Origin of the sequence: Marinobacter sp. LM1 (assembly GCF_042763285.1) — a bacterium.
Classification (GTDB): domain Bacteria; phylum Pseudomonadota; class Gammaproteobacteria; order Pseudomonadales; family Oleiphilaceae; genus Marinobacter; species Marinobacter nauticus.
Genome location: NZ_CP114373.1, coordinates 2,502,990 through 2,526,036 on the forward strand (window position 1 = coordinate 2,502,990; position 23,047 = coordinate 2,526,036).

Consider the following 23,047-nt stretch of genomic DNA (forward strand, 5'->3'; position numbering starts at 1 on the left):
TGGTTGCATGATTTTCGGTTGGGCCGGAAGCGGCCCCGATGAATTGTGAGTTCTACGTAATGCTGTTAATCTTTAGTCGTAGTTCAAACCAACAATTATAAAGAATCGGCAGCATACAATGAGCGACATACTTATCGGAAGGATCCGGTTCTGAAAATGATGAGCGCACCCGCTGAATTACGCAGCGTAACCGGCAATACCGGCAAGCTGGGGCAAGGCGACATCTACGACCACACGGTGGCGATTCCACCGATGCCCGATTACAACGGTCGGATACTGGCCTACACCGCCACCGCCGCCATTATTGTCACGGGTGTCCTTCAGGATGTGTTTCCCCAATTGCTTCTCTGGATGGTGGCTGGCGCTCTGATCTGGCCTCATCTCGCGCACGTGCTTACACGGCGAACCTTCCTGCGACGTTCAGCCCGGATTCGGCAAAAAATGCTGTTCCTCGACTGCATCATCGGGGGCAGCTTTATTGGTTTGATCGGATTAATCGCCATTCCGTCGGTATCGGTTGTCCTGATGCTGATGTTCAGCTGTCTGATCGTGGGCGGCGTCAGGCAATGGTTGTTCGGCACAGCGCTCCTGTCTGCCGCCATGGCCGCCACAGTGGCGGCAACCGGCACCGCCGCCGATCTGGAAGCCCCCCTGCTCACCAGCATCGTCGCCATTTTGGCCACAGGCACGTACATCTGCGTTACCGCCTATTACTCACACCAGCAGGCCCGGGCCCTGCTGCTGGCAAAGACCCAGATTCAGAACCAGCGGGAACAGTCCATCGCCCTGTCCCACAAGCTCTCGAAATACCTGTCGCCTCAGGTCTGGCAGTCCATCTTTACCGGGGAACGGGATGTTCGGCTTGAAACCCAGCGCAAGAAACTCGCAGTGTTTTTCTCAGACATAAAAGGCTTTACTGAACTGTCGGAGGAGATGGAGCCGGAAGCCCTTACCGAGCTTCTGAATCACTACTTCAACGAAATGTCAGAGGTCGCCCTGAAATACGGCGGCACCATCGACAAGTTTGTCGGCGATTCCATCATGGTGTTCTTTGGCGATCCGACCAGTCGCGGCCAGAAAGAAGATGCGTTCTCGTGTGTATCCATGGCCATCGAGATGCGCAAACACATGAAGATCATGCGCCAGAAATGGCGCAGCCAGGGCATCAAGACACCTCTGGAAATCCGCATGGGCATCAGCACCGGCTACACAACGGTCGGTAACTTTGGCGCTGAAAACCGGATGGATTACACCATTATCGGCAAGGAAGTGAACCTGGCCAGCCGGCTCGAATCCCTGGCGGAACCGGGCGAGATTCTGGTGTCGTATGAGACCTTCTCCCTCATCAAGGACCGCATTATGTGCCGGGACAAGGGCGAGATTACCGTGAAGGGCTTCGGAAAGCCGGTGCCCATCTACGAAGTCGTGGATTTCCGGCGTGACATGGGTCCCCACCGCAGCTTCCTGGAACACGAACATAGTGGCTTTGCCATGTATCTGGATTCCGACAAGGTCACCGAACGGGAGCGCAAAGCCATACTCAGCGCCCTCGAAGACGCAGCCGACCGGCTGCGTCAGGAAGACGATACCGAATAGCTACTGCCGTACCAGCCTCGGGCCCGGGCCGTCTTCGGCACTGGTGCTGCGCCAGGGATTGATATCCAGGCCACCACGCCGGGTGTAGCGGGCACACACCATCAAGGATTCCGGCTGGCACCTGGCCATCAGATCGGTGAAGATGGTTTCAACACAGTGCTCGTGAAAATCCTGTTTCTGACGGAAGCTCACGATGTAACGCAGCAACCCTGCCCGATCAATCTTCCTCCCGGAATAACGAATCAGTACCGTGGCCCAGTCGGGTTGGCCGGTCACCGGACAGTTGCTTTTCAGAAGATGTGAGCTCAAGCCTTCACTGACCACTGGCTCGCTGGTTGTCAGCGACTCAGGCGCATAGTCGTAGGCCACCTGCTCTACCGTTTCATCATCGATCAACTCGTACCCTTCGGGCCGGCCGATTGCAGGCGCTGAGTCATCCACACTCAGAAGCGTCACATCCACCGCCGCACCACAGGCACTCGAAAGATCCTGGGTAATGGTCTCGGCCACTTGATCCGGAGACGAGAACACCGCCTGATTCAAAGAGTTCAGATACAACTTCAGGGATTTGCTCTCAATAATCGCAGGCGACGCCGCAGGAAACCGGATTTCTCCCCAGGCCACGGCCGGTACACCGCCAGGCTTCAGCCAGGAGATTTCCCAGGCCTGCCACATGTCCTCGCCAAACCAGGGCCAGCGGCCATCGTCCAGGCCGATTCGCCGGCGGTTTTCCTCCCGGGCCACCGGGAACAGCAGAGACGGATCGTACTGATCAGGGTATTCACTGGACTTGCCCAGTGGCGCGTTATCAAGAGCCATATCAGTTCCGGAATTGAATCAGTGTCGAATGCCCTTGCCACGGGCAAGCATGCGCAAGGCTACCGCCGCCAGCAAGACGATGAAAACCAGAATCATACCAAGAGACACGAACGGATTAACGTCCGAAACACCCAGTATGCCGAAGCGAAAACCGTTCACCATATACAGGATCGGATTCGCCATGGACACGCCCTGCCAGAACGACGGCAGCATGTCGATGCTGTAGAACACGCCCCCCAGGTATGTTAGCGGTGTAAGCACAAAGGTCGGGACAATGGAAATGTCATCAAACTTGGTCGCCAGCATGGCGTTGATGAAGCCACCCAGAGAGAACAACGCAGATGTGAGAATCACCGTGATAACCACCATCAGCAGGTTATGGATACTTAACTGGGTGAATGCCAGCGACAGCAATGTGACGATCAGGCCGATACTCAGGCCTCGGGCCATACCACCAGCCACATAGCCCGCCAGTATGGTCCAGTTCGGCACCGGCGACACCAGCAATTCCTCAATACTGCGCTGGAACTTCATAGAGAAAAACGACGACACCACATTGGAGTAGGAATTGGTGATCACCGCCATCATGATCAGGCCCGGCACAATGAACTGCATATAGTCGTAGCCGCCCATTTCACCGATGCGGGAACCAATCAGATTGCCAAAAATAATAAAATACAGCGTCATCGTGACGGCCGGCGGCAACAGCGTCTGCGGCCAGATCCGGGTAAAGCGCCGAACCTCGCGGGTAACGATGGTTGTAAAGGCTGTCCACAGTGCTTGTGGTGTCATGCTGTCACCTCGCTGGCTTTCTCTGCCTCCCGGGCATTCTCCTCAACCATGCGAACGAACAGCTCTTCCAGCCGGTTGGCCTTGGTTCGCATGCTGAGCACACGAATACCCAGATTCTCCAGTTCGATAAACAGAGCGTTCAAACCCTGTCCCTTGGCAACTTCCACTTCAAGCGCACCATCGTCATCCAGGCTGGCTTTGAATGCAGTCAGCTCAGGGGCTTTTTCTAACGGCTGCTCGGTATCCAGTACAAAGGTTTCTACACTGAGCTGTTGCAGCAGTTCCCGCTTGCTGGTGTGCCGGATGATTTCCCCTTGATCAATAATGGCAATGTTGCGGCACAGAGCTTCCGCCTCCTCCAGATAGTGGGTGGTCAGAATGATGGTAGTCCCCTGACGATTCATCTCCTCCAGGAATTGCCACATGGAGCGACGCAATTCGATATCCACACCGGCCGTCGGCTCATCAAGAATCAGCAATCTGGGCTCATGTACCAGTGCCCGGGCGATCATCAGGCGGCGTTTCATACCACCGGACAACATCCTGGCCGGTGTGTTGCGCTTGTCCCAGAGCCCGAGCTTCTTCAGATACTTTTCCGCAGACACCCGCGCGGTTTTCAGGGGTATGCCGTAATAACCAGCCTGCGTGGTGACGATATCTTCCACCTTCTCGAACTGATTGAAATTGAACTCCTGGGGCACCACACCCAGGGAGAGTTTGGCGCTTGAGAGGTCTGTATCGATATCATGGCCAAACACCCTGACCTTGCCGCCCGACTTGTTGACCAGGGAAGAAACAATCCCCAGAGTGGTGGACTTGCCTGCGCCGTTGGGGCCCAGCAAAGCAAAGAAATCACCCTCCCGAACGTGCAGGTCAATGCCTTTCAGTGCCTGAAAACCATCGCTGTAATTCTTGGTCAGCCCTTCAATGTCCAGTGCGTAGGTCATACACCCCACCGTTGTTCAGAAACATGGCTCCAAAGGAGTCAAAAAGATAGAGAGCTATTTGATTGAGGCAACGCCCGAAAATTCAAGGGACAAAACCAATCAAAGCCATGCGGCCAAAACCCTCAAACTGCGACAGGATTCCCGATATAGCAGAAGTGCCGCCCCTATAATGCGGTTACAACAACTTACAAATCGGACACCGGCCACCGGATGCTCCAGGTCAACGCGAAGGGATTGTACGACACGCCATGAAACTCGCTCACCTCACCCGTTTTCTTCTGCCACTCTCTGCAGCCATCGCCCTGACCGGCTGTTTCGACAGCGGCGGCAGCTCCGGATCTGACGATACCCGCACCGGGCAGATCCATTTCCAGGGCGTTGGTGGGCTGACCTACCAGACTTCCAGCCAGTCCGGCAAAACCAACACCCGTGGCGAGTTCCGTTACTACCCCGGCGAAACACTCTCGGTCAAAGTCGGCAACCTCCCCATCGCGGAGGGTATTCCAGCCAGGGAATACGTTACCTTCCTGGAATTTCAGGAAGACACACGCACCGCGCTGCAAACGCCGGGCGTAGACGATGAGGGGCTGAGCAGCCACCAGGTTCGTGAACAGCTGCTGTTTGAGAACAGCACACTGATGAACCTGTCCCGTTTCCTTCTGGCCCTGAACTGGACAGAGAACGTAGACGAGGATGAGGGCATCGATATCCGCGAGCGGGTCATCAACCAGCTCAATCGGGCGCTCGATAATCCCAACCTGCCGAACACCGTCAACTTCAATGTCAGTACCAGCGAATTTACCGCCGAGAATTCACCGGCCAACCAGATCCTGGCGGAGATCTGCTTCTACCCTGAAGATGACCCGCTGTGCGGACAGCCGCCAACCCAGGAAGAAATAGATAACGCCACAGAGCGGCCTGTCGACGGAGAGCTGGACCCGGATATCGACTACAAGGAAGACCTGGAGGCGCTTCGGGAACGGATTCTTCAGTCCGTACGCAATATGGATGAATTCGACAACGAGCAGGCCCGCAATTATCTGCGCCGAGAGCTTGCCGCCATCACCCGGGCGTTATCGCGGCAATACTACCTGTCACCGGAAGACGCCACACACCCCGCCGGCGACAACGGTATCAAGTCCGTGAAAGTCAGAAAGATCAGGGGTGACGCTCAACTGGCGCAGCTGCAGGCTCAAAGCACGCGCCCAACCGACGTTTATATCAATGCCGAAAGCTGGCAAGAAGCGGAAGTGGAATACGTGGTCGATGGCCCCAAAGGCGGCGAATCAGAAATTCTGGTGAACTTCCGTCCGGAAGGCACCTATCGCTGGGTGCGCAAGCAGATACGCATACTTATCGATTAATCAGTTTACCCAGGGACCAACGGGACTCGGCACCTGTTACATCGTAGCCAGCCGGGTCCAGGCCCTCGGTGCCGTGGGGCAAACACTCGCGCACGGTCAGCAACTCCGAAGCGCCTCGGGACTCATTGTGCCGGGCCAGATCAACAATCTTTGCGGATTTCAGCGGCCGATGCTCGGCGTCCTGCATGACCATCACACTGGGCCACAACCGCCTTCCCGGTGAATGGGATACCACAATGCCACGCTGGCCATCAGAAAGCTCCACCAGAGTTCCGGTCGGATACACGCCCACACCCTGGATAAAGGCCTCAACGAGATCTTCCTGAAATTCGATGTTGCGCATATCGTACAACAGCGATACCGCTTTTGCTGGTGTCATGGGATCCTGATCATCCCTGGGCGCAATCAAAGACTCGAAGAATTCTGCAATACCTGCAACTTTTGCCAGCAGCGGGACACGGTCGCCACGAATTCCCTGTGGAAAGCCGGAACCATTGTGCCGCTCGCGGTGCCCCTGAACCACGCTCATAACAGCCCTGGAAAGACCCGCGCCTTCCAGCATCTGGCAGCCACGCTCCACATAGGTTCGATAAGTTGCGTATTCTTCGGTGGACAGCTGGTGTTCGCGGGCCAGCATTTCTTTAGGTAGTGCGGTCTTACCCACCTGGGACAAAAGGCACCCTACCCCCAGATGATGCAACAGCCCTTCGTTCAAACCAAGTTGCCGGCCACAGACCAGAGCCCACACTGCCGTGTTCAGGGCATGCCGATACACAAAATCATCGTACTGGCGAGTACGGCTCAGCCACAAAAGCGCGTTCGGCTGGCGAACGACGCTCTCTACCATGCGGCGGGTGACGTCCGCAGCCGGGCGCAAATCCGGCATCTGGTCATCCTGAACGGTCTCGAACATCCGGCTTAATGCCAATTCCGCATCGTTGAGGAGCTTGCGGGATGCTTTGAGTTCTTTTCTGAGGGGGACATCGTTCTTGTAAACAACCGGTTCACGAATACTCAGTGGCGCCAGCTGCAACTCCTCCCGACCACCCGAACGGGCGCTGGAACGTCGAGCAAAAGGACGAACCTTGTCTGACCCGAGGGTGATTTCCTCGCGGGTTTCGGCAACGTCGATCATCACCCACTTACAGTGGGAGACAACGGCTTTCAGATCGTTTTCAGAACGGAGGTAAAATCCCTGGATGGGAAACGGTGTTTGATGCCAGGGGCGATCAAGATCCGACACGAACATGCCGATCTCAAGATCATGTGCCGCAATTTTTTTCTGACGAACGCCCACTAAACACCTCGGGAACAGGGATTCTTTGACTGTTCCCAGTTTGCCACGTTACCGGCAAGACTCCATTACGATTTGGTAGCCAAGCGTCACCAAACCGCAACAAGTCGTAACTCAGATTTTCATTCGGCAACGAAATGTATCAGCGTGACCAAGCTCACAGGGAAAAGCAGACAGACTTCAATCTTCCAGACATTGAGTCTCGTCGAAATCCGGCAGACGGGCATTCAAAGCGCCCCGGGGCACCTTTCTCGCGTAGACCGTATAAGCGACAGCAGACGGGCGGATGTAATCTACATTCACCTCTTCGCCATCCTTTATCAGGTTGGGCTTTGCTGGCTGGCAGGAAACCAGAAGCTCAAAGCGGCTGCCGACATCGGCAACGCGGCCTTTCCCTTGAGGCATTTTCACCGTTAAACAGGCAGCCTGCTCTGTGGCCGGCGCACCCGTTGCCGCCAGAACGTCCAGCGACGGATCTCCACAAGCACGAATGCCATCACCACAATCACCAGCACTGTCATGGCTGCTGTCGGCAATACGCCAGACCCGTTCACTGCACTGGGTTTCCAGTTTCATGGTGGTAGCCTGATTATTGCCCGGCCACCACTCTGGATATTCCGCGCTTTGCCAGTTCACTCGCACCTGCCGGATTTCACCCGCAGAGTTCTCCGCAGGGAACATCGCATAGTGGGTATAGTAGCTGGCACAGCCCGACAGCATTACCACCGGCACAGCAAGCACCGAGGCCATCAATCTCAGGTAAGTGGGTGAACTCATCAGGCAAGACCTTTTCTTTTAACTGCGTCCATTATCGCCATCATGGAATCCACTTCCGCCAACTATTCGGCAGTATCGGCAAACTGCAACCCAAAGCCATCAATAGTGCGGCGCACCACCACCATATCCAGAATGGGGGCCGGCACAGGAAGCCCCTGCACCTGAACAGTCACGCAATCGCCTATGGAGGGCTCAAACACCTGTTCCCCCAACACAATGAACACACCGCCATCTGAGATATCACGGGTAGAGAAAACGAATTCTCCCAGCTGCTCATGGACCAACTTCACTTTTGCACTCATTGCCGTGCGGCTATGCTCTCTGCGATCACTACCGACCATGCTCGGAAACCCTGCCATTTGCTGCGTTCTTATAGTGTTATGAAGCATAACACTATTTTCTGAAAAATATCCCCGAAGGGTTATTGACTCATTCGCGGTTAGCAATGAGAATAGTTGTCGTTTTTAACTGCCTGTAACATTCACTTACAGGAAAGCGCTCACTTTTTAGCAACGCGACAGAAAGGATCAACACTATGCGTATGAAACTTGCCGCAACTGCCGCCATCGCTCTGGCCGCCATGCCGCTGTCCGCCTCCGCCGACGGCGAGGTCAACATCTATTCCTACCGCCAGGCTTACCTGCTGGAACCCCTGCTCAACGCCTTCACCGAAGAAACCGGCATTGAAGCGAACGTTGTGTTTGCCAAGCAAGGCCTTTCCGAGCGCCTTGAGCGTGAAGGCCGCAACAGCCCGGCGGATGTCGTTATGACCGTCGACATTTCCCGCATCAACGAGCTGGTTGAAAAAGACCTGGTTGCTGGTATTGAGACCGACACGCTGCAGAAGAACATTCCGGAGAACCTGCGCCATCCGGAAGGCAAGTGGTACGCCCTGACGACCCGTGGCCGCCTGATCTTCGCATCCAAAGATCGCGTTGAAGAGGGTGAGATCACCACATACGAGCAACTGGCTGATGACAAGTGGGAAGGCCGCATCTGTACCCGCAGCGGCAAGCACCCGTACAACATCGCCCTGATCTCCTCCATGATCGCCCACCACGGTGAAGAGAAGACCGAAGAGTGGCTGCAAGGCGTCAAAGAAAACCTGGCACGCAAACCCCAGGGTGGCGATCGCGACCAGATCAAAGCCATCGCTGAAGGTGTCTGCGACATTTCCATTGGCAACAGCTACTACTACGGCAACATGCTGATGGACGAAAACCAGCGCCCGATCGCCGAACAGGTTAACCTGGTGTTCCCGAATTCCGAAGGTCGTGGTACCCACGTGAACATCAGCGGCATTTCCCTCACCAAGAGTGCGCCGAATAAGGAAAACGCCATCAAACTGATGGAATTCCTGTCCTCTCCGGAAGCCCAGCGCATCTATGCGGAAGCCAACACCGAGTATCCGGCCAACCCGGAAGTGAAGCCTTCCGGCCTGGTAGCCGAGTGGGGTGAAATCAACCCGGACAGCCTGTCACTGCAGGAAATCGCCAACAACCGCGAAGCGGCTGTGAAGCTGGTTGACCGCGTTGACTATGATGGCTGATCAGCCTCATACCAACCGCTAGACCGAAGGGTGTCCTGTCCAGGACACCCTTTTTTGTTGGTCACAAACATGACCACAGTCATTGCAGGGAAGCAACGCACTATCTAAAATCGCAACACTTCTCATCACCACTACGCTAACAGGATCACCATGACCGAGGTCGTTTCCAGTGCAAACCCGGGGCTGTCGCAACCGTTACTGGCAAAACGCACCTCAAAGCGCTGGCTGATCAGCGCCTTCATCACTACCGCCATTGTTGCGCTTCCGGTGCTGTCGGTGATCTTCCTGGCCTTGTTCCCGGACGAAAATATCTGGCCACATCTGATTGAAACCACTCTGCCCCGCTACCTGACCACCACCATCAAGCTGATGATCGGTGTGGGCGCGCTCACCCTGTTGATCGGGCTGGCCACAGCCTGGGCCGTGACCATGTGCGAATTCCCGGGCCGGAAGTTCTTCGAATGGGCCCTGCTGCTGCCGTTTGCCGTGCCGGCCTACGTAATTGCCTATGTCTACACCAGCCTGCTGGATTACGCCGGCCCCGTGCAGCGTGCCCTGCGCGAATGGTTCGGCTGGCAGAATGCCAGCGATTACTGGTTCCCGGAAATCCGCAGCCTGGAAGGCGCCATCCTGATGATTGGGCTGGTGCTCTACCCCTATGTGTACCTGCTGGGGCGAGCGGCCTTTCTTGAGCAGTCACCCTCGCTGTTTGCCGTCAGCCGCAGCCTGGGTCATTCGGCGCTGAGCACTTTCTTCCGGGTGGTACTGCCCATTGCCCGGCCGGCCATTGCCGTGGGCCTGTCCCTGGTGCTGATGGAAACCCTGAACGATTTCGGTACCGTCGATTTCTTTGCCGTGCAAACCCTCACCCGCGGCCTGTTCGATACGTGGATGAACCTGGGTAACCTGGGCGGAGCGGCCCAGATCGCGACCACCATGCTCATTTTCGTGGTCATCCTGGTGACCCTGGAACGCTATTCACGGCGCCGACAACAACAGTACGCGGCCCGCGACAACCGGGACCCAATTCACCGTTTCACCATGTCTTTCCCACGCCAGATGATCTGTGTGGTCGTCTGCGCCGTGCCGCTGGTGTTTGGCTTCATTATCCCCGGCGCCACCCTGGGCTATTACGCCTGGGAATACTTCGATGTGAGCTGGAACCCGGATTTTATTCAGAACACCTTTAACAGCCTGTTCCTTTCCAGCGCGGCAGCGCTCACCACCCTGATCATTGGCGTCACGCTGGCCTATAGCCGCCGTCTGCACAATACCCGGGGCATGCAGATCCTGATGCGGCTTTCCAGCCTCGGTTACGCCATGCCCGGCGCAGTGTTGGCGGTCGGCGTCATCGTGCCACTGGCGGGCTTCGATAACTGGCTGGATTCTCTGATGCGGGACTATCTTGGCGTGAGCACCGGCCTGCTGCTGAGTGGAACGGCCTTTGCCCTGATTTTTGCCTACACCGTGCGTTTTCTGGCGGTATCTGCCGGCAGCGTGGAAAGTGCCCTTCAGAAAATCACCCCCAGCATGGACATGGCCTCCCGCTCCCTGGGCCACACTCCGGGCAAAACCCTGATCAACGTACACCTGCCGATGCTGCGTGGAACCCTGGTCACCGCTGCCCTGGTAGTGTTTGTCGACTGCATGAAGGAACTGCCGGCCACCCTGATTCTTCGGCCCTTTAATTACGAGACCCTGGCCACCTACGTGTACCAGTTTGCCTCAGACGAACAGCTCTATCACAGCGCCCTTCCCGCCCTGATTATTGTGGTCGCCGGTATCATCCCCATCATTCTGATGAACCGGTCCATCTCCAATTCCAGAACCATGGCCTGACGGTCACAGATATCGGAACACCAGAAACAAGAAGGCCCGGCAGTTTGCCGGGCCTTCCTGAACTTACCGTGTAGGCCGTCACCTTTACTGCCAGATAACCGGCTGCTTCTTGGCGTACCAGCTGTCCACTTTCGCCTGATAGGCGTCTTCCACCACGTTACGCTTAAGCTTGAGCGTCGGCGTCAGGAAGCTGTTCTCGATGGACCACTCATCGCTGACCACCGTAATGAAAGCCAACTGTTCGTGGGGATCTACAGTTTTGTTTACGTCCTGAATCAGCTGCCTGAAACTTTCTTCCAACTCCTTGCGGAAGCTCTCGTCAGCAGCTTTCGGGCGAATCTCCTCACCCAGAACCACCAACGCGTGGGGCTGGGTCTGGTTGGCACCCGACACACACACCATTTCGATGGCATCGTGAGACATCAGGCGGTTCTCGATCGGCGCCGGCGCAATGTACTTGCCCTTGCTGGTCTTGAAGATCTCCTTGATGCGGCCGGTCAGCTTGAGGCGGCCCATCTCGTCAATTTCGCCCTTGTCACCGGTACGCAGGAAGCCATCCTCGGTGAAAGCTTCAGCGGTTTTCTCCTCATCCTTGTAATACCCCATCATGGTGGCCGGGCTCTTGACCAGCACCTCGCCCTGCTCGCTGATCTTCACCTCAACGCCAGGCAGGGCTTCACCGACATAACCGGTACGGGTACGGCCCGGCTTGTTCATGTGAGAGTAGGCAAAGTTTTCGGACATGCCATAGCCTTCCAGCAGTTCCAGACCGAGATTGCGGTACCAGTCCAAAACATCGTTGGACAACGGCGCGGAACCGGAACCGGCCAGCTTCACCTTGTCCAGGCCCAGGCCTTTCAGCACCTTCTTCTTGATCAGCTTGTTCACTACCGGAATCTTCAGCAGGCGATCCAGCTTCTGCCTGGGCACTTTCTGTAAGACACCATGCTGGAACTTCACCCACAGGCGCGGAACCGAGAGGAAGAGCGTTGGCCGTGCCCGCTGAAGATCCTGAACGAAGGTGTCCAGAGACTCTGCAAAATAAAGCTGGAAGCCGGAATACAAAGAGCCCAGCTCCACAAAGGTGCGCTCAAATACATGAGCCAGCGGCAGGTAGGACAACATGCGCTCACCGGGCCCTACGCCCAGAGTCTCGATACCGCCAGCAGCGGCGAACGCCATGTTATTGAAGCTGAGCATAACGCCTTTCGGGCGACCGGTACTGCCAGAGGTGTACACGATGGTGGCCAACTCTTCCTGATCACGCCTGGTTTTGCCTTCCAGTGGCGGGTACTTGGCAACAATGTCGTCCCAGGTCTCGAAATCGTTGGGCGGGCTCAGCGGATAGGAAATGCAGCGAACCGATTCCGGCACACCGGATTTCATACTGTCCCAGTCATCCAGTTTACCCACGAACAACACGTCGCACTCGGCGTGGTTGAGGATGTAGTTCACGGTATCGGCGTTCAGGGTGGGATACAGCGGCACGGAAATGTGCCCTGCCATCCAGATGGCCCAGTCTGTCATCACCCACTGGGCGCAGTTCTTGGAAATCAGACCAATCCGGCTTTTCTCCGGCAGGTTCAGGGATTTCAGGTACGCCGCCATCCGGCGTGCCTCATCCACGGCACGGCCCCAGGTGTACTCAACCACCTTACCGTCGCCAATGGGCTGCGTCATATAAAGGGAATTAGGGCTGGTGGCCTCCCAGTGGTAGACCATATCCAGGGGGAGCTTTTTCGTTGTGTCCATGGACCTTCCTGATTTGTCGTTATAGTTTCGGATTCGCTTTGTCGCGTTCTCGTATTATTAGACTTTAGTAGCCTATTTCAACACACCAGAGCCCGTCAAAACGTGATCCGTGCAAAATAATTTGCATCTGCAACCACTCAAACGCTCGTCGCAACAAACTGCGCCTTCCCCTACACCGATTGCCGCATGGCTGTGTTAAACTTGCGCACCTTGAATTTTTGCCCCCGGTTTCACGGGAAAAAACAGTAACTGACTCGGAGATGGGCATATGGCCAAGAAATCCCTGCGCACGCTGATCGGCGCCTCGCTGCTTGCCGCAGCAAGCCTGGTTCAAGCGGACGACCCCCGTGTTGTTGCCATCACACAGATTGTTGAACACCCGGCACTGGATGCCGTACATGAGGGCGTTAAGGACGAACTGGCCGAGCGCGGCTATCGCGAAGGCGAAAACCTGCGCCTGATGCACGAAAGTGCCCAGGGCAACTCAGCCATTGCCTCTCAGATTGCCCGCAAGTTTGTGGGTGAAAACCCGGATGTAATCGTGGCCATTGCCACACCGTCCGCACAAACCGTTGCCGCTGCAGCCCGTAACGTGCCCGTGGTCTTCTCTGCCGTGACTGATCCGGTTGCCGCCAAACTGGTACAAAGCTGGGAAGCCCCTGGTGCCAACATCACCGGGGTAAGCGATATGCTGCCCATCGAGAAGCACCTGGACATGCTGCAGCGTGCAATGCCCGACGCCAAGCGCATCGGCACCGTTTACAACCCTGGCGAAGCCAACGCCGCCGCGCTGATTGAACTGCTGGAAGAACGCCTGCAGGCCCGCGGTCTGGAGCTGGTTAAAGGTGCGGCCACCAAGACTTCTGAAGTGCTGGGCGCAGCCCGCTCCCTGGTAGGCAAGGCCGACGCTATCTACCTGACCACCGATAACACCGTGATCAGTGCCGCCGAAGCGGTTATTTCCGTTGGCGAACGGGCCAAGATCCCGGTTTTTGCTGCCGACACTGCCACCGTTGAGCGTGGCGCGGTAGCCGCTTTGGGCTTCAACTATTACAACCACGGCCGCCAGACCGGCGCCATGGTCGCACGCGTACTGGAAGGTGCCGGCACAGCCGACATGCCGGTTGAAACCATGGAAGAACTGGATCTGTACGTTAACCCCGAGGCCGCCGAACGCATGGGCGTCACTCTGCCCGAAGACCTCATCCAGGAAGCCGTCAAAGTCGTCAAAAACGACAAGTAACGCCTGACCTACACGGGCGGACCCCAAAAGGGCCCGCCCGTTTTCTTTCACGGTGAAAAACTACCCATGCTCAGTGAAATCGCATTCTACGGTGCTCTCGAAACCGGCCTGATCTACGGCCTGGTTGCCTTTGGTATCTATCTCTCTTTCCGTGTTCTCGACTTCCCCGACCTGACGGTGGATGGCAGCTTCCCCCTGGGCGCCGCCGTTGCCGCCATGTTGATTATTGAAGGCTGGAATCCCTGGCTGGCAACTGGCTGTGCGGTACTGGCCGGCATGGCCGCCGGTGCCGTAACCGCCATCCTGAATGTCAAACTCAACATTCTGAACCTGCTGGCCTCCATCCTTACCATGATCGCGCTCTACTCCGTGAACCTGCGCATCATGGGCCGGCCGAACGTGGCCTTGCTCACAGAAGAAACGGTACTGACTCCCTGGTACGACCTGGGCCTGGCTTTCCATCAGGTGCCGGTGTTGCTGTTTACCCTGGTCGCTATTGTGTCCCTGATTCTGTTGTGGCGTTTCATGAAATCCGAGACTGGCCTGGCCATGCGCGCCACTGGCGCCAACGCCCGCATGGCTCGCGCCCAGGGCATTGCAACCGGCGGCATGATCATTCTCGGGGTTGCGCTCTCCAACGGCCTGGTAGGCCTGGCGGGTGCCCTGTTCGCACAGAGCCAGGGGGCAGCTGACGTCACCATGGGTGTGGGCGTGATTGTGATTGGTCTCGCCTCACTCATTGGTGGTGAAGCCGTGATCCCCCCTTCCACCGTGGTTCGTGCCCTGCTGGCGTGCGTGGTGGGAGCGATCATCTACCGACTGGCCATCGCCTTTGCCCTTAATGCCGATATTCTGGGCCTGCAGGCGCAGGATCTGAACCTGATTACCGCGGTTCTGGTCACACTGGCTATCGTACTGCCCGGCGTTCGCACCAAGATCGCCGGCCGTTTCACCAGCAAAAAGGCCTGAGGAGGCACTATGATCAGCGCAACCGATCTGCGGCTTACCTTTGGCAAAGGCACACCGCTGGAAAACCCGGCCCTGCGGGGCATGAGCCTGACAGTAAACCAGGGCGAGTTCGTTACGGTCATCGGCAGCAACGGCGCCGGCAAATCCACCTTCCTGAACGCCCTGGCCGGCGAAGTCATGGTCGACAGCGGCCAGATTATCGTGGACAACCTGGACGTTACCCGCCTGCCCACCCATAAACGAGCGGCCCGTGTTGCCCGGGTGTTCCAGGACCCCCTGGCCGGCACCTGCGAAAACCTGTCCATTGAAGAAAACCTGGCACTGGCCATCAAACGCGGCCAAAGCCGAGGTCTGACCAGTGCGGTGAAAAAGCAGTATCTCGGGCAATTCCGGGAAAGCCTTGCCACGCTGAAACTGGGCCTGGAAAACCGCCTGGGCGACAAAATGGGCCTGCTTTCGGGCGGCCAGCGCCAGGCCGTCAGCCTGCTGATGGCCAGCCTGACGCCCTCCAGCATACTGCTGCTGGATGAGCACACCGCTGCGCTGGACCCGAAAACCGCCAACTTCGTGCTGGAACTCACCCAGCAGATCATCGAGGAGCAGAAGCTCACCGCCCTGATGGTCACCCACAGCATGAAACAGGCACTGGAAGTCGGCAGCCGCACCGTGATGCTGCACCAGGGCCAAGTGGTGTTTGATATTGCCGGTAAAGACCGGGACGGATTGGAAGTGAAAGACCTGCTGGGCCTGTTTGAGAAACAGCGCGGCCTGGAGGTGGACGACGACAGTCTGCTGTTGGGCTAAGAATAATAAAGCGGGGCACACTACCCCGCTTTTCTTTTACTACCAGAGGATCAGTGCCCGTAGATCCTCATAGCAGTATTGTTTACTGCCAGATCATCCATGAACACCTTCCCGATCGAATGCTGGCCCACAATAACTTCTTCGATACCAACATCTGCACGGAACTCGGACATATCAATCGCAAGGGCATCACCGCCACTTGCTTGTCGTGCAGCCTTGTAGACATCGAGCTCTACTTCTGCAAAAAGATCCAGTGGGCTTGGGCGGCGAAGATCATAGTCTGCGCCGGTAATCTGAAGCCCTCTTACACCGACGGCCAAGAAAGGTACATCAAAGTCCATCACTTCGATGGCGAAGGCGCCACGGAAGTTCAGAACATCGGTGGCTGTATCGATTTCAATTGATGATCGCCCAATAACACCCTCAGCAAAGAAGTTGTCCAGCAGGGTGGTTTTGTCGCTACTCCCATCACTGCTCAGCAATTCCCAACTACCAGAGGTAATACGGAAATCCACAGCCGCGAACTGGATAGGCAACAGATTGATCACTGCATCACCATCAGAGTAAACGTCAATATCTATCTTTATATTATCCAGGCGGTCGCTAGCAGTAGTACCAGCTAAGCCGTTGTAGCCGAAGAAATCGGTACGCTCAGCACCTCCAATACTGATATCGCTGATCGCCAGCGAGCCTTCATCAGTGTAGGTAAAGCGCCCGATATCAACTTTAGTTTCCAATTCAATGGTCACACCCGCCTGGCCGGTGATGTTTCCCATCGTGGTTTCATCCAACGGTTGAAACGCCAGGGCCGCAGGGGGCGCCCCGGCAATACACAGCGCAAGAACGGTAGGTTTCAGGCCTTTCATTGTTCTTTTCCTTTTATAGTCGTTATCACTTCCTGTGGGCCACTGCAGTATTACGACGCCACTGTCATACTCTACCGACACGTCGTTTTTGGATACTTGCAGAAGTCACAAAAACCTGCATTCCAGAACTTTTCAGGCGCACACTTTTTAACCACAAGATGTAGTGACATGCAGAGAATCCGTTAATGGCGCGGCTTCCCGCAGATTCAAGAACTTTTCCATTGATTTTCTTTGCCCACAGGCGCCAATCAATAGTTGCTCTCTTATTCACAGAACACTATATCCTGTTATACTTCCCAAAAAATAAGCCCATATATAGGGTCAGCTACGCCAACACCTACTGATTGTCAAGCAGTAGAAATGCCAGCAGACACAAGGCTGGCTGCAGTGATCAACACAGAATTCCGGTTATGGAAGGCAGTCTTCCCGGCCAGGCACGGACACCATATATAGTGATTCTGCTGGCCAGATAACCCATGAAGTACCAGAAACACACAGGGGTAAGGCGCTGAGGACGGCGTCTTCAAAAAAGAGACATACTGAAAACCGAGGGTGGCAATGAACGCTAAGGCACAGGCAGTGATCACAACGATTCCCATGCAGGAAGCTTCGCTGGATATCTGGAGCAGCAAGTACCAGCTCAAGACCAAGACCGGCGAGCCTGTCGACAAAGACATCAACGCAACTTACGAGCGCGTGGCCAAGGCCCTGGCCGAGGTTGAGAAAAAGAATGTACGCGACAAGTACATGAAGGAATTCCTGTGGGCCCTGCAAAACGGCGCCATCCCCGCCGGCCGCATTACTTCCAACGCCGGAGCCGAAGCCCACAAGCCGGCCACCTCCACCATTAACTGCACCGTATCCGGCACCATCCAGGATTCCATGAACGATATCCTGGAGAAAAACCACGAAGCGGGCCTCACCCTCAAGGCCGGCTGTGGTATCGGTTATGAATTCTCAACCCTGCGCCCGCGCGGTGCCTATGTTGCCGGCGCTGGTGCCACCACCTCCGGCCCGCTGTCGTTCATGGATATCTTCGACCGCATGTGCTTCACCGTGTCCTCTGCCGGTGGCCGCCGCGGTGCCCAGATGGCCACCTTCGACGTACACCACCCGGACGTGATCGAATTCATCCAGGCCAAACGTGAAGACGGCCGCCTGCGCCAGTTCAACCTGTCCCTGCTGATCACCGAAGACTTCATCGAAGCCGTGCGCAACGGTGACGACTGGCACCTGTCCTTCCCGGTTACCCAGAAAGAAGCCGACGACGAAGGCCTGGACCTGACCGACGCCAGCCAGTTTGTCTACCGCGACTTCCCGGTACAGGAAGGCTACGTGGTAAACAACGAAGGCAAAGTCGCCTGCCGCATCTACAAAACGGTGAAAGCCCAGTTCATCTGGGACACCATCATGACCAGCACCTACGACTACGCCGAGCCAGGTTTCATCCTGATCGACAAGGTCAACCAGATGAACAACAACTGGTTCTGCGAAGACATCCGCGCCACCAACCCCTGTGGCGAGCAGCCCCTGCCCCCGTACGGCAGCTGCCTGCTGGGTTCCGTGAACCTCACCAAGTTCGTTGAGTACCCGTTCACCGAGAAAGCCAGCTTCAACTACGAGAAGTACCGCAAAGTGGTGGGCACCTTCACCCGCATGCTGGACAACGTAGTCGAAATCAACGGCCTGCCCCTGGGCGAACAGCGCCACGAAATCACCTACAAGCGCCGCCACGGCATGGGCATCCTGGGCCTGGGCTCCACCCTCGCCATGCTGCGCATGCCTTACGGCTCTGACGAGTCCGTGAAGTTCACCGAAGAAGTGGTTCGTGAAATGGCAGTAGAAGGCTGGCGCCAGTCCCTGGCCCTGGCCGAAGAGAAAGGCCCGGCGCCAATCATGGACGACGAGTTTGAAGTAACGCCGAAAATGATGACCAAGTGCCCGAAACTGGCCGAAGACGGCATCAAGGTGGGCGACAAGGTCAAAGGCAAGGTACTGCACGCCAAGTACAGCGCCTACATGGGCCGCATTGCCGAAGTAGAGCCGGAGCTGGTGGCCAAGCTGGCCGAGAAAGGTGGCCGTTTCACACACCACACCTCCATCGCTCCGACCGGCACCATCAGCCTGTCGCTGGCCAACAACGCCAGTAACGGCATTGAGCCGAGCTTCTCGCACCACTACGCCCGGAACATTATCCGTGAAGGCCGTAAAACCAAAGAGAAGGTAGACGTATTCAGCTTCGAACTGCTGGCCTACCGCCACCTGGTCAACCCGGGCGCAATGCCGTTCTCCGAGGATGAAGACAAGAAGCTGCCAAGCTACTTCACCACCTCCGACGACGTAACGCCCACGCAACACGTCGACATCCAGGCTGCAGCACAGAAATGGGTAGATTCCTCCATTTCCAAAACCGCCAACGTTCCGACAGAATTCCCATACCAGGACTTCAAGGACATCTACCTGTACGCCTACGACAAGGGCCTGAAAGGCTGCACCACCTTCCGCTTCAACCCGGAAGCGTTCCAGGGCGTACTGGTTAAAGAGAAAGACCTTGAAAACACCCTGTACGAATTCACCCTGGACGACGGCAGCAAAGTGACCCTGCGCGGCAACGAACAGATAGAGTACGATGGCGAAATCCACACCGCCGCCAACCTCTTCGACGCGCTGAAAGAAGGCACTTACGGCAAGTATTAATCCGGGAACCGACAGACAGGAATTACGAACATGACAGTGAAAATCAGCAACAAGATCGTCGGCTACCGGGTAAAGAAAGCCGACACCGAGACCACGGGTGAACACCAGGCGCCGGTGAAAGCCGACACCAAACCGGTGGAGATGAATGAGAACATCGAACGCCCGGATTTCCTCCTGGGCACCACCTACAAGATCAAGCCGCCGGTGGCCGAGCACGCGATGTACATTACCATCAATGACATCCTGCTGAACGAAGACACAGACCACGAGAGCCGGCAGCCGTATGAAGTGTTCATCAACTCCAAATCGATGGAACACTTCCAGTGGGTAATCGCCCTCACCCGCGTTATCTCAGCGGTGTTCCGCAAAGGTGGTGACGTCACCTTCCTGGTGGAAGAGCTGCGCAGCGTGTACGACCCCAACGGCGGCTATTTCAAGAAGGGCGGCGTGTTCATGCCCTCACTGGTAGCCGAAATTGGCGCCGTGATCGAGAAGCACCTGAAGGCCATCGGCCTGCTGGAAAGCGACGAGCTGAGCGAAACCACCAAGCGCATCCTCGCTGAAAAACGCGCCGAGTTTGAGGCCAGCCAGAACAAGGCCACCAACGACGACAGCGCCAGCGAGTACCCCGCCAACGCCACCATGTGCGGCAAGTGCAGCACCAAGGCCGTAATCGTGATGGACGGCTGCGCCACCTGCCTGTCCTGCGGCGACAGCAAATGCGGTTGAGGTGATTGACCGCTGAGTAACGAAAAGGCCTGGTTGCGGAAGCTGCCGGGCCTTTTTGTTGGGGCAATGTTTGTGGCGCGTCGTTATTGGTGAGAATGCGACTGCGTTGATATTACTAAGCGGGATCTGGCTTGTTTCTTTTTTTGGGTTTGTAGTTACATGATCTTTTAAGTTTTTTGGCATCGATGGCCCGCAAGGTTGTCATATCGATGCATGATAATGAAGCAGGTCAATAATCGCAATAATGAAGGCTGCGATCTAATACGCTGTTAGAGCGCCTAAATCAACATCACATTTAATTAAGAGAAATTATGAGCAACTGGAACGAAAAGATCGCTTCTTTTGCAGAAAAAATAGATACTTGTATTGATTGTGATGACATTGATTCTTTAGTCCGTTTTTGTGATGAGCTAAAGAAACTCATATCTGATGAAAGTGAAGCGCCTGATATTGTAAAAAGCGTATTAACATACTATTTAGCGAACATATATCAGCATTTAGGTTCAAAAGGAACTGACAGATGGAATAATCAAAACTATGGAAATGCAATTATTTGCCATAGGAAATTTTACAGGTACGGTAAGCGGGCTGATGAGTTACTTCCTCAAGTAGAAGTGAACCATGCGAACACACTAGAAACATTGTGCAGAACTTTTGAAGCCATTCCACTTTGGAAAAAAGGTATTACTCATTTTGGGGATGCCGAGGAAGTAGGATTATATAGGCTTTCGACTGGCCTGATTTGGATTTCTCGCTATTTGTATGATGAAGGACATATTTATTATTATCAATTATATGCATACAACTATGCAAAGAAACTTCTAGCTAAAGAAACTATTGGTCATAATGGTATTAAGAATAGTATCAGATTTGACTCAGACTCTGTTATTGGGCATTTCCTTCGATATGTTAAAAATTCATTTGATGCTGACCCAGACCTATTGGCTCATCCTTACAAGGCAAATTACTCAAAAGAGGAAAAAAAATATCGAGCATGGTGTAAGGACAATACATTATTCATAAATCCCTTGAATGATCTGGAAAATGCATGGGTGGTGGATCATGATGTTCTCAATTTTCCACCATATAGCACTCCAATTTTTGAAGGCCCATATCTATCCGCATCGTTTTCATCAATGAAAAATGAATATTGCTATTATCGACACTTGTTCTATGAAGGATTGAACAAGAAATACAAAACGTTTACTGATAAAGACAAGTATCTTGCAGACACATTAGACGGCGTAATCTATGAAGGGTACATTGAGAAAATCAAGAGTGCTATTAAAGGGTGCTTTAGTGTTTTGGATAAAATATCAAGGCTCTTGGACAAGTACTACGAATTAAACAGTTCTAGGGAGGCTCTGAATAAGTCTCAAAATCAGCGATAATACGGTCATCGTCAACTGCACAGGATTCGTTGCCACCATGGATCAGATCACCTTCTCCGAAGCCGAGTACCAGACCAAGAAGCGTAAAACCCGCCGCGAGATTTTTCTGGAACGGATGGACAAGCTGATTCCGTGGAAGCAGTTGGAGAAGAAGGTAGCCCTATATTACCCCAAGGGCCAGACTGGCCGGCCACCGTATCCGCTGCCGACCATGCTGCGAGTCCACTGCATGCAATTGTTCTATAACCTCAGTGATCCTGCCATGGAAGACGCATTGTATGAGATCGAATCCATGCGCCAGTTCGCCGGCCTGAAGCTGGACCGATTGCCGGACGAAACCACCATTCTCAAGTTTCGTCATTTCCTGGAGCGCCATGGCCTTGGCAAGGTGTTGTTCAAAGAGGTGAACAAGCACCTGGAGAAAAATGGTTTGATGCTGCGTGAAGGCAGCATTGTGGATGCTTCCATCATTTCTGCACCAAGCTCCACGAAGAATGAAAGCGGCCAGCGCGACCCTGAGATGCGACAAACCAGAAAAGGCAACCAGTGGTACTTTGGCATGAAGATGCATATCGGCGTGGACGATACGCTCGGCTTGATCCACAGCATCGATACCACCGCTGCCAATGTCCACGACATCGTGTCCGCCGGCAACCTTCTTCACGGTGACGAGCTGCGCGTGTTCGGTGATGCCGGTTATCTTGGCATTCAAAAGCGGGATGAGCATAAAGATCGCCAAAATGTATCCTGGTTCATTGCCAAGCGCCCCGGTTCTCGTAAAAAACTGGACGACCGAAAGCTAAAGGCCGAGAAGCTCAAAGCCAGCGCCCGGGCCAAAGTGGAACACCCATTCCGGTACATCAAGCAGGTCTTTGGCTATAGCAAAGTTCGCTATCGCGGCTTGGCCAAAAACAGTAACCGATTGCACTTGCTGGCTGCGTTCAGCAACCTGCTGATGGGTGAAAAATACCTGCTGTCGTAGGGTCAGTTCGCCTGTTTTCCGCCAAAACGGCGGGAAATAGGCAAAAATCGAACAAAACAGAGGGTGATAACGCCAAAATCGCGCTTGAATGGCTTTTTTTCGAGTTGAAAAGCGATTCAGCGATAAATCAGGCGTTAATCAGACCCTCCCTAGGATTGCATTTAATCGGCAATGGTTCGATAAGCAAAAAATACTAAAAGGTCAAAACAACCCATTTATAACTGCACTGTTCTGGTTAAGTAAGGATTTTAGCCAGCATGATGAGGATGAGAGAAGACCTTCATACTGGCTTGACGATTCAGCTTTTGAAGTACGCGAGTTACGAAATGAACTGGAACATGGTTGGGTTAGAGTTGTTAATCCTGAGTTTGAAAGTTTCTCAACCTGGGAAAACAACCACGATTATGCGTATACAATTACGATTGACGAGCTAAATGATAAAGGTATATATGTTCTCAAACAAACGAGAAATGCATTAATATACCTATGCTTAGCTATTAACTTCACGGAAAAGTTTACAAGAAATGGTGATAAAAGGATCACCTTATCAGATGATGTACCGCTCGTTTAACGGTGCTCTAACAAGTGGTTCCAAGTGACGCCTAAGGCGCACCTAAACCAAGCGTAATGCACAACA

At 54.7% G+C, this 23,047-nt stretch carries 21 protein-coding genes; 12 read left to right on the plus strand and 9 right to left on the minus strand.

The window, feature by feature from the left end; translation table 11 throughout:
- Positions 1-156 precede the first annotated feature (156 nt).
- Positions 157-1,596, plus strand: coding sequence for an adenylate/guanylate cyclase domain-containing protein (locus OZ656_RS11755; protein WP_379944516.1), 1,440 nt, complete (start codon positions 157-159; stop codon positions 1,594-1,596).
- Here the strand turns inward: OZ656_RS11755 and queF are convergent, their stop codons facing one another.
- Genes queF through OZ656_RS11770 form a run of 3 tightly spaced genes read right to left on the minus strand, consistent with a single transcriptional unit; the run spans position 1,597 to position 4,154 of the window.
- Positions 1,597-2,415 (minus strand): NADPH-dependent 7-cyano-7-deazaguanine reductase QueF, encoded by an 819-nt coding sequence (gene queF, locus OZ656_RS11760; RefSeq protein WP_379944517.1) that lies wholly within the window; start codon positions 2,413-2,415, stop codon positions 1,597-1,599.
- Between the two features lie 18 nt (positions 2,416-2,433).
- Positions 2,434-3,207, minus strand: a complete 774-nt coding sequence (locus OZ656_RS11765; protein WP_011784607.1) for an ABC transporter permease — start codon at positions 3,205-3,207, stop codon at positions 2,434-2,436.
- Positions 3,204-4,154, minus strand: a complete 951-nt coding sequence (locus tag OZ656_RS11770) for an ABC transporter ATP-binding protein (protein WP_011784606.1) — start codon at positions 4,152-4,154, stop codon at positions 3,204-3,206. Before OZ656_RS11770 ends, OZ656_RS11765 begins: the two co-directional genes overlap by 4 nt.
- 248 nt (positions 4,155-4,402) lie before the next feature.
- On the opposite strand from OZ656_RS11770, the gene OZ656_RS11775 reads away from it, so the two are divergent.
- On the plus strand, positions 4,403-5,518 hold the full coding sequence (locus OZ656_RS11775) for an organic solvent ABC transporter permease (RefSeq protein ID WP_303292719.1): 1,116 nt from the start codon (positions 4,403-4,405) through the stop codon (positions 5,516-5,518).
- Here the strand turns inward: OZ656_RS11775 and OZ656_RS11780 are convergent.
- The 3 genes from OZ656_RS11780 to OZ656_RS11790 all read right to left on the minus strand — a co-directional run bounded on the left by OZ656_RS11780 (position 5,508) and on the right by OZ656_RS11790 (position 7,930).
- Complete coding sequence (locus OZ656_RS11780; protein ID WP_224847975.1) at positions 5,508-6,815, minus strand: HD-GYP domain-containing protein; 1,308 nt, start codon at positions 6,813-6,815, stop codon at positions 5,508-5,510. The two genes, OZ656_RS11775 and OZ656_RS11780, sit on opposite strands and share 11 nt — an antisense overlap.
- A 177-nt stretch (positions 6,816-6,992) precedes the next feature.
- Positions 6,993-7,589, minus strand: coding sequence for a hypothetical protein (locus OZ656_RS11785; RefSeq protein WP_303292721.1), 597 nt, complete (start codon positions 7,587-7,589; stop codon positions 6,993-6,995).
- Positions 7,590-7,651: 62 nt separating this feature from the next.
- Entirely contained in the window at positions 7,652-7,930 is a 279-nt protein-coding gene (locus tag OZ656_RS11790) for a PilZ domain-containing protein (RefSeq protein ID WP_011784602.1), read from the minus strand.
- 194 nt (positions 7,931-8,124) lie between these two features.
- Here OZ656_RS11790 and OZ656_RS11795 point away from each other — a divergent pair, with 194 nt between their 5' ends.
- Both OZ656_RS11795 and OZ656_RS11800 read left to right on the plus strand, forming a co-directional pair.
- A complete protein-coding gene (locus OZ656_RS11795) occupies positions 8,125-9,138 on the plus strand; it encodes a Fe(3+) ABC transporter substrate-binding protein (RefSeq protein WP_303292722.1) in 1,014 nt (337 codons plus the stop codon).
- A gap of 150 nt (positions 9,139-9,288) precedes the next feature.
- The gene (locus tag OZ656_RS11800; RefSeq protein ID WP_278350889.1) at positions 9,289-10,977 is read left to right on the plus strand and encodes an iron ABC transporter permease; all 1,689 of its coding nucleotides are present in this window, start codon (positions 9,289-9,291) and stop codon (positions 10,975-10,977) included.
- Between the two features lie 84 nt (positions 10,978-11,061).
- Here OZ656_RS11800 and OZ656_RS11805 read toward each other — a convergent pair whose 3' ends face one another.
- Positions 11,062-12,729, minus strand: coding sequence for an AMP-binding protein (locus OZ656_RS11805; protein WP_278350888.1), 1,668 nt, complete (start codon positions 12,727-12,729; stop codon positions 11,062-11,064).
- Between the two features lie 268 nt (positions 12,730-12,997).
- On the opposite strand from OZ656_RS11805, the gene OZ656_RS11810 reads away from it, so the two are divergent.
- The 3 genes from OZ656_RS11810 (at position 12,998) to OZ656_RS11820 (ending at position 15,745) form a co-directional block, all read left to right on the plus strand.
- Entirely contained in the window at positions 12,998-13,972 is a 975-nt protein-coding gene (locus OZ656_RS11810) for an ABC transporter substrate-binding protein (protein WP_014421768.1), read from the plus strand.
- A 66-nt stretch (positions 13,973-14,038) separates the two neighbouring features.
- On the plus strand, positions 14,039-14,941 hold the full coding sequence (locus tag OZ656_RS11815) for an ABC transporter permease (RefSeq protein ID WP_303292725.1): 903 nt from the start codon (positions 14,039-14,041) through the stop codon (positions 14,939-14,941).
- Between the two features lie 9 nt (positions 14,942-14,950).
- Complete coding sequence (locus OZ656_RS11820; RefSeq protein ID WP_011784596.1) at positions 14,951-15,745, plus strand: ABC transporter ATP-binding protein; 795 nt, start codon at positions 14,951-14,953, stop codon at positions 15,743-15,745.
- Positions 15,746-15,795: 50 nt separating this feature from the next.
- Here OZ656_RS11820 and OZ656_RS11825 read toward each other — a convergent pair whose 3' ends face one another.
- Positions 15,796-16,611: a DUF6160 family protein gene (locus OZ656_RS11825; protein ID WP_278350886.1), complete on the minus strand. Its 816-nt coding sequence runs from the start codon at positions 16,609-16,611 to the stop codon at positions 15,796-15,798.
- A 64-nt stretch (positions 16,612-16,675) separates the two neighbouring features.
- Entirely contained in the window at positions 16,676-16,882 is a 207-nt protein-coding gene (locus OZ656_RS11830; protein WP_278350885.1) for a hypothetical protein, read from the minus strand.
- A 287-nt stretch (positions 16,883-17,169) separates the two neighbouring features.
- On the opposite strand from OZ656_RS11830, the gene OZ656_RS11835 reads away from it, so the two are divergent.
- The 5 genes from OZ656_RS11835 to OZ656_RS11855 all read left to right on the plus strand — a co-directional run bounded on the left by OZ656_RS11835 (position 17,170) and on the right by OZ656_RS11855 (position 22,981).
- Positions 17,170-19,308: an adenosylcobalamin-dependent ribonucleoside-diphosphate reductase gene (locus OZ656_RS11835; RefSeq protein WP_303292726.1), complete on the plus strand. Its 2,139-nt coding sequence runs from the start codon at positions 17,170-17,172 to the stop codon at positions 19,306-19,308.
- Between the two features lie 30 nt (positions 19,309-19,338).
- Entirely contained in the window at positions 19,339-20,037 is a 699-nt protein-coding gene (locus OZ656_RS11840; protein ID WP_022992522.1) for an NrdJb, read from the plus strand.
- 311 nt (positions 20,038-20,348) lie between these two features.
- Complete coding sequence (locus tag OZ656_RS11845) at positions 20,349-21,428, plus strand: LA2681 family HEPN domain-containing protein (RefSeq protein ID WP_379944518.1); 1,080 nt, start codon at positions 20,349-20,351, stop codon at positions 21,426-21,428.
- Between the two features lie 37 nt (positions 21,429-21,465).
- Positions 21,466-22,410 carry an IS5 family transposase gene (locus OZ656_RS11850; RefSeq protein WP_153741791.1) on the plus strand — a complete coding sequence of 315 codons (945 nt, stop codon included), beginning with the start codon at positions 21,466-21,468 and terminating at the stop codon, positions 22,408-22,410.
- Between the two features lie 88 nt (positions 22,411-22,498).
- Positions 22,499-22,981, plus strand: a complete 483-nt coding sequence (locus OZ656_RS11855) for an LA2681 family HEPN domain-containing protein (RefSeq protein WP_379944519.1) — start codon at positions 22,499-22,501, stop codon at positions 22,979-22,981.
- The last annotated feature ends 66 nt before the right edge of the window (positions 22,982-23,047 follow it).